This window comes from Haladaptatus sp. W1 (genome assembly GCF_001723155.1).
GTDB lineage: Archaea > Halobacteriota > Halobacteria > Halobacteriales > Haladaptataceae > Haladaptatus > Haladaptatus paucihalophilus.
The window spans coordinates 16,460-28,272 of the sequence record NZ_MEIH01000036.1 but is presented as its reverse complement, the minus strand read 5'-3'; the positions used below and the strand labels follow the sequence as shown (position 1 = coordinate 28,272).

16 protein-coding genes are annotated in these 11,813 nt (G+C 64.9%); 7 read left to right on the top strand and 9 right to left on the bottom strand.

The features are described 5' to 3' along the window. Positions 1 to 115: 115 nt before the first annotated feature. The 3 genes from BG842_RS30905 to BG842_RS02050 form a co-directional block, all read right to left on the bottom strand. Positions 116 to 268 carry a hypothetical protein gene (locus tag BG842_RS30905; RefSeq protein WP_254662842.1) on the bottom strand — a complete coding sequence of 51 codons (153 nt, stop codon included), beginning with the start codon at positions 266 to 268 and terminating at the stop codon, positions 116 to 118. Then, positions 265 to 417 carry a hypothetical protein gene (locus BG842_RS30900; protein ID WP_254662841.1) on the bottom strand — a complete coding sequence of 51 codons (153 nt, stop codon included), beginning with the start codon at positions 415 to 417 and terminating at the stop codon, positions 265 to 267. Before BG842_RS30900 ends, BG842_RS30905 begins: the two co-directional genes overlap by 4 nt. Positions 418 to 533: 116 nt before the next feature. After that, positions 534 to 1,376 carry a TCP-1/cpn60 chaperonin family protein gene (locus BG842_RS02050; protein ID WP_394327451.1) on the bottom strand — a complete coding sequence of 281 codons (843 nt, stop codon included), beginning with the start codon at positions 1,374 to 1,376 and terminating at the stop codon, positions 534 to 536. On the opposite strand from BG842_RS02050, the gene BG842_RS02045 reads away from it, so the two are divergent. The 3 genes from BG842_RS02045 (at position 1,326) to BG842_RS02035 (ending at position 2,816) form a co-directional block, all read left to right on the top strand. Then, complete coding sequence (locus tag BG842_RS02045) at positions 1,326 to 2,078, top strand: TCP-1/cpn60 chaperonin family protein (RefSeq protein WP_394327450.1); 753 nt, start codon at positions 1,326 to 1,328, stop codon at positions 2,076 to 2,078. The two genes, BG842_RS02050 and BG842_RS02045, sit on opposite strands and share 51 nt — an antisense overlap. A gap of 116 nt (positions 2,079 to 2,194) precedes the next feature. Beyond that, entirely contained in the window at positions 2,195 to 2,458 is a 264-nt protein-coding gene (locus BG842_RS02040; protein WP_069449487.1) for a hypothetical protein, read from the top strand. A gap of 85 nt (positions 2,459 to 2,543) precedes the next feature. Continuing rightward, the gene (locus tag BG842_RS02035; RefSeq protein ID WP_007981646.1) at positions 2,544 to 2,816 is read left to right on the top strand and encodes a hypothetical protein; all 273 of its coding nucleotides are present in this window, start codon (positions 2,544 to 2,546) and stop codon (positions 2,814 to 2,816) included. A 39-nt stretch (positions 2,817 to 2,855) separates the two neighbouring features. Here the strand turns inward: BG842_RS02035 and BG842_RS02030 are convergent, their stop codons facing one another. Next, a complete protein-coding gene (locus tag BG842_RS02030) occupies positions 2,856 to 3,830 on the bottom strand; it encodes a transcription initiation factor IIB family protein (RefSeq protein WP_007981643.1) in 975 nt (324 codons plus the stop codon). A gap of 269 nt (positions 3,831 to 4,099) precedes the next feature. On the opposite strand from BG842_RS02030, the gene gatC reads away from it, so the two are divergent. The 4 genes from gatC (at position 4,100) to BG842_RS02010 (ending at position 7,066) form a co-directional block, all read left to right on the top strand. After that, complete coding sequence (gene gatC / locus BG842_RS02025) at positions 4,100 to 4,378, top strand: Asp-tRNA(Asn)/Glu-tRNA(Gln) amidotransferase subunit GatC (protein ID WP_007981642.1); 279 nt, start codon at positions 4,100 to 4,102, stop codon at positions 4,376 to 4,378. After that, on the top strand, positions 4,375 to 5,643 hold the full coding sequence (gene gatA, locus BG842_RS02020; RefSeq protein WP_069449486.1) for an Asp-tRNA(Asn)/Glu-tRNA(Gln) amidotransferase subunit GatA: 1,269 nt from the start codon (positions 4,375 to 4,377) through the stop codon (positions 5,641 to 5,643). The genes gatC and gatA overlap by 4 nt, the downstream gene beginning before the upstream one ends. 212 nt (positions 5,644 to 5,855) lie before the next feature. Further along, positions 5,856 to 6,173 (top strand): cupin domain-containing protein, encoded by a 318-nt coding sequence (locus BG842_RS02015; RefSeq protein ID WP_069449485.1) that lies wholly within the window; start codon positions 5,856 to 5,858, stop codon positions 6,171 to 6,173. Between the two features lie 227 nt (positions 6,174 to 6,400). Further along, entirely contained in the window at positions 6,401 to 7,066 is a 666-nt protein-coding gene (locus BG842_RS02010) for a bacterio-opsin activator domain-containing protein (RefSeq protein ID WP_069449484.1), read from the top strand. A gap of 4 nt (positions 7,067 to 7,070) precedes the next feature. On the opposite strand, the gene BG842_RS02005 is transcribed toward BG842_RS02010, so the two are convergent. The 5 genes from BG842_RS02005 to BG842_RS01985 form a co-directional block, all read right to left on the bottom strand. After that, positions 7,071 to 7,421, bottom strand: a complete 351-nt coding sequence (locus BG842_RS02005) for a MarR family transcriptional regulator (protein WP_007981633.1) — start codon at positions 7,419 to 7,421, stop codon at positions 7,071 to 7,073. Positions 7,422 to 7,446: 25 nt separating this feature from the next. Continuing rightward, entirely contained in the window at positions 7,447 to 8,148 is a 702-nt protein-coding gene (locus tag BG842_RS02000; protein WP_069449483.1) for an NRDE family protein, read from the bottom strand. Between the two features lie 108 nt (positions 8,149 to 8,256). Next, positions 8,257 to 9,717, bottom strand: a complete 1,461-nt coding sequence (gene menE / locus BG842_RS01995) for an o-succinylbenzoate--CoA ligase (protein ID WP_069449482.1) — start codon at positions 9,715 to 9,717, stop codon at positions 8,257 to 8,259. After that, positions 9,714 to 10,736 (bottom strand): mandelate racemase/muconate lactonizing enzyme family protein, encoded by a 1,023-nt coding sequence (locus tag BG842_RS01990; RefSeq protein ID WP_069449481.1) that lies wholly within the window; start codon positions 10,734 to 10,736, stop codon positions 9,714 to 9,716. The genes menE and BG842_RS01990 overlap by 4 nt, the downstream gene beginning before the upstream one ends. Continuing rightward, complete coding sequence (locus BG842_RS01985) at positions 10,733 to 11,674, bottom strand: 1,4-dihydroxy-2-naphthoate polyprenyltransferase (protein ID WP_069449480.1); 942 nt, start codon at positions 11,672 to 11,674, stop codon at positions 10,733 to 10,735. The genes BG842_RS01990 and BG842_RS01985 overlap by 4 nt, the downstream gene beginning before the upstream one ends. Positions 11,675 to 11,813: the final 139 nt, after the last annotated feature.

The following is an 11,813-nucleotide window of genomic DNA, read 5'->3' as shown; positions in this document are numbered from 1 at the left end:
CCGCGACGGCGAGCAGGTCACCGGTCGTGGCTCCTTTTTTCGACGTGCGCGAACGGGTTCCGGTTGCCATACCGAACGGAACTCCTTCGACGGGAAAAACGGTTTCCGTCTCACGTCACGTCGCGCAAATCACCTCGCTCGCGTCCGCCGTCCGTTCACGCCACGCTGTTGCTGTCGAAGCGCGAGGCGAACGAAACGAGCGCGACAGCAGGACGAGGACGACGGTCGTGAGCGCCATTCCGAACAGGGCCATGGAGACGGGACTCATGTCGAACAGCGAGAGGCCGAACAGCGAGAGCGTCTTTCCGCGGTTCTGTCCGTCGCACCGACCGTGAGTCCGATCCCCCCGGCGGCGAGCACGACGGTTACCGCGGTGGCGAGGAAGATAGGGCGGCTGGAGATGATGCGGTCGCTCATCGGCGGTAATTGACACCGGTCGGGGTTAGGACTTGCTACTTCCGGTCGCAACGGGTCGGAACGAGTCGAGACGGACGGGGGTCCAAAAGAATCGAAAGTCGAGGGGGAAACCGCGCTTATTCGGCGGCGATAACGTCGTCGATGCGGACGATCATCGTCGCGGACTCGGTGGCGCTCTCGACGGCCTCACCCTTGACGGCGGCGGGGTCGATGACGCCTTCCTCGACGGGGTTCGCGATTTTCCCGGTCTCGCCCGAGGAGATGATGCCCGCGCTGCCTTCCTCGTCGTCGTTCGCGGCGCGGAGGTCCACGAGCGCGTCGATGGGGTCCATGCCGGTGTTCTCCGCGAGGGTTCGCGGGAGGACTTCGATGGCGTCGGCGAACGCCTCGACGGCGAGCTGCTGGCGGCCCTCGATGCCCGCGGCCTCGTCGCGGACGCGGCCCGCGATGCTGGTTTCGATCGCGCCAGCGCCGGGAACGACGTTCTCGGTTTCGACGGCGGAGGACACGACGTCGAGTGCGTCCTCGATAGCGCGCTCCAGTTCGTCGACGACGTGTTCCGTGCCGCCGCGGACGAAGACGGTGACGGACTGTGCCTCGTCGGCACCCTCGATGAACACGAGGTCCTCGTCGCCGTGCTTTTCGACGCGGATGGAGTCGGCGTGGCCGAGTTCGTCGTCGTCGACGTCGTCCGGCTTGCCAGTACGCTTGCCACCGGTGGACTTGGCGATGGCGCTCGTCATGTCGTCGTCCACGTCCTCGAAGGCGAGGATGCCGTGTTCGGCGAGGTACGCCGCGGTGCGGTCCTCGATGGACGAGTGCGAGAAGACGACATCGACGCCGGTGTCGGCGATGGCGTCTGCGAGTTCGCGGAGTTGGTCGTTTTCCGCGTCCATCGCGGCGGTGAGTTGCTCGACGTTATCGACCGAGTACTCGGCGTCGATGTCGTCTTCTCGCACTCGTCCATCGAGGACCGCACCGCGGCGTACCTCGCCGAACACGGCATCCTCGCCTTCGAGGACGTGGACGACGACATGACGAGCGCCATCGCCAAGTCCACCGGTGGCAAGCGTACTGGCAAGCCGGACGACGTCGACGACGACGAACTCGGCCACGCCGACTCCATCCGCGTCGAAAAGCACGGCGACGAGGACCTCGTGTTCATCGAGGGTGCCGACGAGGCACAGTCCGTCACCGTCTTCGTCCGCGGCGGCACGGAACACGTCGTCGACGAACTGGAGCGCGCTATCGAGGACGCACTCGACGTCGTGTCCTCCGCCGTCGAAACCGAGAACGTCGTTCCCGGCGCTGGCGCGATCGAAACCAGCATCGCGGGCCGCGTCCGCGACGAGGCCGCGGGCATCGAGGGCCGCCAGCAGCTCGCCGTCGAGGCGTTCGCCGACGCCATCGAAGTCCTCCCGCGAACCCTCGCGGAGAACACCGGCATGGACCCCATCGACGCGCTCGTGGACCTCCGCGCCGCGAACGACGACGAGGAAGGCAGCGCGGGCATCATCTCCTCGGGCGAGACCGGGAAAATCGCGAACCCCGTCGAGGAAGGCGTCATCGACCCCGCCGCCGTCAAGGGTGAGGCCGTCGAGAGCGCCACCGAGTCCGCGACGATGATCGTCCGCATCGACGACGTTATCGCCGCCGAATAAGCGCGGTTTCCCCCTCGACTTTCGATTCTTTTGGACCCCCGTCCGTCTCGACTCGTTCCGACCCGTTGCGACCGGAAGTAGCAAGTCCTAACCCCGACCGGTGTCAATTACCGCCGATGAGCGACCGCATCATCTCCAGCCGCCCTATCTTCCTCGCCACCGCGGTAACCGTCGTGCTCGCCGCCGGGGGGATCGGACTCACGGTCGGTGCGACCGGACAGAACCGCGGAAAGACGCTCTCGCTGTTCGGCCTCTCGCTGTTCGACATGAGTCCCGTCTCCATGGCCCTGTTCGGAATGGCGCTCACGACCGTCGTCCTCGTCCTGCTGTTCGCGCTCGTTTCGTTCGCCTCGCGCTTCGACAGCAACAGCGTGGCGTGAACGGACGGCGGACGCGAGCGAGGTGATTTGCGCGACGTGACGTGAGACGGAAACCGTTTTTCCCGTCGAAGGAGTTCCGTTCGGTATGGCAACCGGAACCCGTTCGCGCACGTCGAAAAAAGGAGCCACGACCGGTGACCTGCTCGCCGTCGCGGCCACGATTCTGCTGGCGAACGTGCCGACGCTCTTCGCGTTCTACGTCATCCTCGACACGTACGACCCGCTGACGACCGACCTCTCGTTCGTTCAGTACGTCACGACGACGATGAGCGGCGCGGTCATCTTCGCCGTCCTCTGGACGGGCATCGTCTTCTTCGCCTACGGGCCGTCGCTGTCGCGGCGATGGAACGGCCGCTAACGGGGCAAAGACGCAAAATAATTCGATTTTCGTGCGGTTTTACGGCGCGATGGTACCTTCCTCGGCGTCGAGCAGTTCGTGGTAGCGGTTGCGAATCGTAACCTCGCTGATGTTCGCCACGTCGCTGACTTCGCTCTGGGTGACTTTCTCGTTGGTCAGGAGCGCGGCGGCGTAGACGGCGGCCGCGGCGAGGCCGACGGGGGACTTTCCGCTGTGGAGGCCCTTCTCGGTCGCCGTGTCGAGCAACGAGCGGGCGCGGCGTTCGGTTTCGTCCGAGAGGTCGAGTTCCGAGGCGAAGCGCGGGACGTAGCTCTTCGGGTCGGCGGGTTCGATTTCGAGGCCGAGTTCGCGTGCGATGTAGCGGTAGGTGCGGGCGATTTCGTCCTTCTCGACGCGCGACACGGCTGTCAACTCGTCCAAGCTCCGCGGGGTTCGGGCCTGTCGCGCGGCGGCATATAGCGCGCCGGTTGCGACGCCCTCGATGGAGCGTCCCGGCAGGAGGTCCTCGTCGAGCGCGCGGCGGTAGATGACGCTGGCCGTCTCGCGGACGGTATCGGGCAGGCCGAGCGAACTCGCCATGCGGTCGATTTCGCCGAGCGCCTGTTTGAGGTTGCGCTCCTTGCTGTCGCGGGTGCGGAAGCGCTCGTTCCATTTGCGGAGCCGTTGCATCTTCTCGCGCTGGCGGGAGCCGAGCGAGTTGCCGTAGGCGTCCCGGTCGCGCCAGTCGATGTTGGTCGACAGCCCCTTGTCGTGCATCATGTTCGTCGTCGGCGCGCCGACGCGGGACTTCTGCTCGCGTTCGCTGGCGTCGAAGGCGCGCCACTCGGGGCCGCGGTCCACCGCGTCTTCCTCGACGACGAGGCCGCAATCATCACACACCCGCTCACCGCGCTCCTCGTCGGTGACGAGCGGGCCGCCACACTCGGGACACCGCTGTTGCTCGTCGGCTTGCGTCTTGGTTTGCTCACCGGTTGTTTCCGTTTCTTCGGTCGGTCGGGTACGTGTATCAGTCATGGCGTACTATCAGGAATACAGACAGAGGGTCATGGTGCACTACGAGAGCCGTAGAATCGATAGACATATCTTATAGAACGTACAGCGACTTAAATCCGGTGGGCAAAAGAGGCATTTTCTCGGTTCGAAAACGACGGATTCATCCGGGGTTTTGGCAGGAATAATGCAGTATTCGATTTTCCCACACGACTCGTGATTCGTCCCGCTTTATCAGCTATCCGGCAGTGAGTATCGAAACCCTTACCGCTCGTCCGGGGGTTCGTCAACACATGAGCGATACGCCTCCCGGACCGGACGAGGTTCGGTACGTCGCACGGTTGGCCCGCGTCGGGGTTTCCGACGAGGAAGCCGAGCGATTCGCCGGACAGTTCGCCGATATTCTGGGCTACTTCGAGACGCTGGACGAGGTGCCCGAGGTCGAGCGCGAGGCCGACCTCGTGAACGTCATGCGCGAGGACGAGGTGCGAACCAGCCTTGACCAAGCCGACGCGCTGGACAACGCACCGGAGACCGAAGACGGCTACTTCAAGGGGCCGAACGTCTCATGAGCGACCAGATATTCATCACCGAGGAGACCATCGACGGCGCGGACGACGGCCCGCTCGCCGGGACGACGGTCGCCGTCAAGGACAACATCAGCACCGAGGGCGTCCGAACGACCTGCGGGTCGGCCATGCTGGAGGAGTACGTTCCGCCCTACGACGCCACCGTCGTCACGCGACTGAAGGAGGCCGGGGCGACCATCGTCGGCAAGACTAACATGGACGAGTTCGGCATGGGGACGACCACCGAAACGTCCGCCTTCGGCCCGACGGAGAACCCCGTCGCCGAGGGTCGCGTTCCGGGCGGCTCCTCGGGCGGGAGCGCCGCGGCGGTCGCCGCGGGTGAGGCCGAACTCGCGCTGGGAACCGACACGGGTGGGTCGATTCGCTGTCCCGCCGCGTTCTGTGGCGTCGTCGGCATCAAGCCGACCTACGGACTCGTCTCGCGCTACGGCTTGGTCGCCTACGCGAACAGTCTGGAGCAGATCGGCCCCATCGCGCCGACCGTCGAGGCGGCCGCGGCCCTACTCGACGTCATCGCCGGACCCGACGACCACGACGCGACGACCCGCGACGAAGGCGCTGACGCCGACTACGCGAACGCCGCGGACGGCGAGGTGGACGGACTCGACATCGGCGTCCCGACGGAACTCGTAGAAGGGGCGGACGAAGGCGTCGTCGAGCGGTTCTGGGACGCCATGGACGACCTCGAAGCGAAGGGTGCGACGGTCCACGATGTGTCGCTTCCGTCGGTCGAACACGCCGTCGAGGCGTACTACGTCATCGCCATGTCCGAAGCGTCCTCGAACCTCGCGCGCTACGACGGGGTTCGCTACGGCAATTCGGGAGGGTTCGACGGCAACTGGAACGAGACGTTCTCCGAGACGCGCGAGGAGGCCTTCGGTGACGAGGTGAAACGACGCATCCTGCTCGGCACCTACGCGCTTTCCGCGGGATATCACGACAAGTACTACAAGAAGGCACAGGACGCCCGAGCGTGGCTCAAGCAGGACTTCGACTCGGCGTTCGAGGACGTAGACGTACTCGCCAGTCCGACGATGCCCACGCCGCCGTTCGAACTCGGCGAGAGTCTGGACGACCCGCTGCAGATGTACCTCGCGGATGCGAACACCGTTCCCGTCAACCTCGCCAACCTCCCGGCGATTTCGGTTCCGGCGGGCGAAACCGACGGCCTCCCCGTCGGCGTGCAGTTCATCGGACCGAAGTTCGGCGAGAAGCGCGTGATTCGGGTCGGAAGCGCGTTGGAGTAGTCGAATTCGGGTTTTTGCGGTGGCAGTCACACCGGTTCGGAAGACGATGACCGAAGAGCGACATCGTTTATAAATCGCTTGATGAATGTCCAGTTTTACGAGACAATCGGCTATGACGCGATGGAACTACACTATTCGACGATAGAATAATGCGTATGGTAAACTAGGAAGGATATTATAGTATAAATGCCCTATTATCTGTTGCAATTCCGATGATAGTCAAAGCAGAAGACGCGGATTCGAACGAGTTTCAAGGCGTACAGTTCGACGTGCTCGCGGTCGGCGACGAGTCGATGGTGACGAAGATGCACCTGAAAGAAGGCAACGACGTTCCGCCGCACAGCCACGAAAGCGAACAGAGCGGATACGTGATTTCGGGCACGTATCGGCTCCACATCGGAGACGACGACGACCTGATAGAGGGCGGAGACAGTTATTCGATACCGGGTGGTGTCGAACACAGCTACGAAATAATCGATTCCGGCGAGATTATCGACGTATTCTCGCCACCGCGAGAGGATTACCTGTAAGCAATTCAGAGACGGCCGTCGGCATCGAATCGACCGACGGGCACGTTTCACGGTCCCGACTCGTGTCCGACCGCGCCGATACTCCGTCCAAACTGGGCGAGAAGCGCGTGATTTGGGTCGGTCGCGCGTCGGAACAACGTCCTTTTTCGCCCACGGAGTCGTCTGAAATCGATTTCCCGGGATGGTGGTGCCAACGGATATTTCTTCCCGGCAGTTCGATTGCCGTTATGGTTGGTACCGTCGTCGAAGTCGAGATTCCCGCCGACGAGTTCGCGCTCTGGGAGACGTTGACCGAACACGAGGACCTCGAATTCGAAATCGAGCGCGTGGTCGCCCACGAAGACAACCGGGTGATGCCGTTCGTTTGGGCGAACGGAGGGGGCGAGGGAACGGAATCGATACTCGAAGACGACACGAGCGTCGAGAACCTGACGTTGCTCGCCGACTTGGAGGACGAACAGCTGTACCAGATGGAGTGGACCGACCACATCCAGACGCTCGTTCACATCCTCGTTGACGAGGAGGCGACCGTCCTCTCCGCGTCCGGCAACAGCACCCATTGGCACCTCCGCATCCTGTTCCCCGACCGTGATGCGCTGTCGGACACCTACGAGTACTGTCGCGAGAACGACCTCTCGCTCGACATACGGAACATCTATCAGTTAGAAGAGGGCCGCAAGGGACGGTTCGGACTCACCGACGACCAGCAGGACACGCTGACCTTGGCGTTCCAGGAGGGATACTACGACATCCCCCGCGAGGCATCGGCCGAAAACCTCGCGGACGACCTCGACGTATCGCACCAAGCCGTCTCCGAGCGACTGCGCCGGGGGCATCGAAGCCTCGTGAAAAATACGCTGATAATCGGCCGGGACACCGACGAATCGGAATAAGAGTCTATTCTTCGTACGCGAGGTTCATTATCCACTGCGAGAATGCGTCGCTCTCGGGGTCTATCTCCTCCTCCCCGATGAACGGCGAGAGCATGTCACCCGCCATCAACAGCGAGAAGTCGAGGTCCTTCGCGGCGGGCGTGATGAAGTAGGTGTTGTGTCCCTCGTAGACCGTTTCCTGTCGCTGGACGAACCCTTTCCGCTCCAGCGATTCGACGATTCGGCTTCCCTTCCGCGACGAGACGTCGAGCCGTTTCCAGAAATCGCTCTGATGGATGCCGCCCGTCTCGCGGACGAGTTCGAGTCCGTTGTACTCGTCCTCGGTGAGGTCCTCCTCGGACGTTGCCGTGCTCATGTTCACTACAGGGACGGGCGGGCGTTTAAATGTGACCTTCCGCGTTATCGTACGATGTTTCACAGGGCGGGCCGTCGGCGAACTCGTAGGTCCCGGACCCGTCCTCGAACAGGGTCACGATGGACGACGAGCGGGTGCCGTACCCGTCGCCGTGGACGCACGCTTCGACCTCGTGATTTCGGAGGACCGACTTCGCTCGCTCCCGCCAGTCGGCGAGCGACGGCGGGTCGTCGGGGTTCGCCGCCGCGAGCGAGAGAATCCGCTCCGATTTCGGTGCCGCGTCGTCGAATCCTCGGTTCACGACGACGTGGACGCCGGGGTCGAGTCGCGTCATTTCGAGCGTTCCGTCCCATTCGAACAGGGTCGCTTCCGTCGAATCTGCGAGCAGGAGATTAAACCCGGCGTAGGTCCGTTCGTCGAGTTCGTTCACGACGAACTCACGGGCGGACGCGGCCGACTCGTGGGAGAGCGCGTCCCGGACGAGGAGGCCGCGGGAGCGTTCGCCCTCCAGTTCGACCCACCGGTTCGTCACGCCGACGAACAGGCCGCGGTCGTTGTAGCCGATCCACGTTCCGCCCGCCTCCTCGTCCTGCGGGGCGACGACCGTCGGGTTTCGGTCCAGCACGCCGGGCGGCCGCGACGGCCGCCCGAACGCTTCGTCCCGATTCGCGGCGGCGACGACGGGTGCGTCCTCGAACACCTGCCACGCCACGATGAGTGTACACACGCCAACGGATAGGCGTGGATTCGATAAAAGGGTTGGTCGTCACGTGGTCGTCGTCGAAGGAAATCTACCGAAATCGCGCCCACCGAAGTGCACCTACCGAACTCACAACTACCGGAAGCGCTCCCGAACCGCCTCGCGGTCCACCGTCCCGGATGTGGTCCGCGGCAGTTCGGCGGCGGTGTCGAGCAGACGGGGGTGTTTGTATCCCGCGAGGCGGCCGTCGCAGAACTCCCGAACCGAGTCGAGCGTGACGGACGCGTCGTCGGGCACGACGAGCGCGGCGATTCGCTCGCCCCATTCGTCGTCCTCGACGCCCACGACCGCGACCTCGGCCACGTCCGGATGGTCGCGGAGCACGTCGACGACCTCTCCGGGGTGGACGTTCTCGCCGCCGGTGACGATGCGGTCGGAGCGGCGGTTCAACACCCATAGTCGGCCGCCTTCGTCGCGGTACCCCACGTCGCCCGTCCGCAATCCGCGCTCGCAAAACGCCTCCTCGGTCGCCTCGGGATTCCCGTAGTACCCCGCCATCACTGTCGCCCCGGAGACGACGAGTTCGCCCGGTTCCCCGGGCGGCGCGAGCGACCCGTCGTCCGCGACGACGGAGACGTCGGTGAACACCAGCGGCCGTCCGACGGTGCCGACGTGTGACGCCGCTTCGTCGGGGCTGGCGGTGGCGATTTGGGAGGCCGTTTCCGTCATGCCGTAGGTGGGACACACCGGAACGTCGCGGTCCGTACACTCCTCGATGAGGTCGTCGCGGGCGGGCGCGCCGCCGAGGAGGACGAACCGAAGCGAATCGGGGAGGTCGCCCGCATCGAGGAGTCGCCGGAGCATGATCGGGACGAGCGAGATGCCGGTCGGTTCGTACTCGCGGAGGTGAGAGAGGGTTTCCTCCGCGTCGAACCCCTCCTGCAGGACGACCGCCGTCCCGTACAGCGTCGAACGGAGGAGCGGTGCGAGTCCGCCCATGTGGTACGTCGAGAGGCACAGGTGCCAGCGGTCGGCGGGGAGGACGCCGAGGCGGAACGCCGAGGCGGTCGCGCTGGCGTACAGGTTGCCCATCGTGAGCGTGACGGCCTTCGGGTTGCCGGTCGTCCCCGACGTGAACAGGAGCACTTGCGGGTCCTCGCTCGACCAGTCGGCGGGCGTGAACGCCGCCGGGTCGCGGTCGGCGAGCGTCGTGTTCGACGGGTCTACCGAGACGACGGGGACGTCCCCCGCCGCGTCGCGGGCGACCGATTCCGTCTCGGCTTCGCAGACGAGCGCCGAGAGGTCCGTTACGGCCACCTGCCGCCGGAGTTCCGGCGTGGCGAGACGGACGTTCAGCGGGACGAGCACGCACCCGAGTCGCATCGCGGCGTGAACGAGGACGACGCCATCCATTCGCGTCTCCATCAGCATCCCCAGGTGGTCGCCCTCTCGAATCCCCAGCGCCGCGAGTTTCCCGGCGATTTCCTCGACCACGGTATCGAGTCGCTCGTAGGTCCATTCGGTCCCGTCCGCCACCTCGACGATGGCGGTCGCCTCGGGCGACACGTCGGCACGGTGTGTCAGCCAGTCGTTCATGGCACACCCCACGTGTCCGCCACGCCGTTGCCCGGTTCCTGCGGGACGCCGACCGCACCGTCCACGAGTCGCGTCCGGTCGGGACCCAAATCGCGGGCCAACAGCGTTCCGGTCGCCAATCCGCAGGCGGGGCGGTCGGGAATCGCCGCCGCCGCGTGAACCGCCGCCGTTCGGGCCACAACGCCGTCGATGGTCGTCGTGACGACCGGTGTGACGCCCGCATCTCGGGCGCGTTCGGCGACCTCGACGGCCCTGTCCGGGCCGCCGAGCACCATCGGCTTGCAGATGAGCACGTCGGCGGCGTCCGCCTCCAGAATCGCATCGACCGACGAATCGACGAGGGACTCGTCTACCGCGACGCCGACCGACCGACCGCGAAGCTCGGCCAATCCCTCGATGTCCGTCAACGAAAGGGGTTGTTCGACGTACGCGACCCCGAGGGTGTCGAGTTTGTGGAACGCTTCGCGCGCCTGTGTGCGCGACCAGCCGCCGTTCGCGTCTGCGCGGAGTTCCACCTCGGACCCGACCGAATCCCGTGCCGCTCGGAGCCGAGCCACGTCGTCCGTCACAGAGCGCGCGCCGATTTTCACCTTCACGCACTCGAAACCCGCATCGACCGCCTCGTTCACCGCCGCCACCGTCTCGTCGCGTGGGGCGTCGCCGACGGTGGCGTTCGTCTGAACGGCTTCGACCCGCTCCGTCCCGCCGAGGTAACGATACAGCGGCTCTTCCGCCCGCTTCGAGCGGAGGTCCGCCAGCGCGAGCGAGAGGCCGTGTCTGGCCGCCGGCGTCGCTTCGAGGCTGGAGAGTTCTGTTTCGGGGTCATCGACGTGTGCGATGGCCGCCCGACAGGCGGGGAGTGATTCCGTCCACCCCGGAAGCGGCGTCGCTTCGCCGATGCCCACCTCGTCGCCGTCCTCGATGCGGACGAGGATGCCCTTCCGGTGCTCGATGGCCCCGTGAGCCGTGTCGAGCGGCGACGTCAACGGAAGCGAAAACTCGTGTGTCTCGACGTTCATGCCACCATTCCGAGGGCGAAGCAGACCGAGTAGGCGGCCAGCAGCTTTCCGGTCTGTTCGAGGGCGGGGTTGAGGGCTTCCCCGGACGTTTTCGTGAGGACTGTCCGTGCGACCATCGCGGCGTAGGGAATCGTCAGGAGCGGCAGGAGGACGCCGACCCCGAACGCCTCGGTCGTGGCGAAGTAGACGGGAACGAGGTAGGCGAGCGCGAGCATGCCGACGTACTCGCCGCGACTCGCTCGGTAGCCAATGAGCACCGCGAGCGTCCGCTTTCCGGCCTTCCGGTCGTTCTTCAAGTCGCGGATGTTGTTCACGACGAGGATGTTCGTCGAAATCGCCGCGACGGGGAGACTTGCGAGAAACGCGTGCATCGTGACGGTTCCCCCGGGGATTCCGATGGAAAACGGGGCGGCGAGAATCTGTGCGGCCTGTACGTAGAACGTCCCCATCACGGCGATGACGCCGAAGAAGACGAAGACGAACAGGTCGCCCAATCCGTTGGAACCGAGCGGGAACGGCCCGCCCGCGTAGGCGATACCGCTGACGACGCTGGCGAGACCGATGACGAGAATCGGGAGGCCGCCGACGTAGACCAGGTAGACGCCGACGACGATGGCGAGCAGAAAGGTGCCGTACATCGCCTGCTTGACTTTGCTCGGGGAGATGAGCCCCGACTGAGTGACGCGGGTAAAACCCGTTCGTTCGTCGGTATCGACGCCCTTCACGGCGTCGTAGTAGTCGTTTGCGAAGTTCGTGCCGACTTGGATGAGCGCCGCGCCGACGAGCGCCGCGAGCGCAGGGAGGGGCGCAAACAGCCCCTCGTGGAGCGCGAAGCCGACGCCGACGATGATGGGCGCGGCGGCGGCCGGGAGCGTGTGTGGGCGGGCCGCCATCAGCCACGCTTTCCGCCGGGAGATTTCGGTGGCCGTATCGTTCATTATCGAGATAGTTCCCGCGAGAGGTGTATAGCATCTACGGTTTCAGGAAACTCCGCCGGCGTTTTCGCTTACTGTCTCGGAGTCGAACTCGATACCGCGACGGTCGTTTAAGTGGTTCTCGTGACAAGCTGAAGCTATG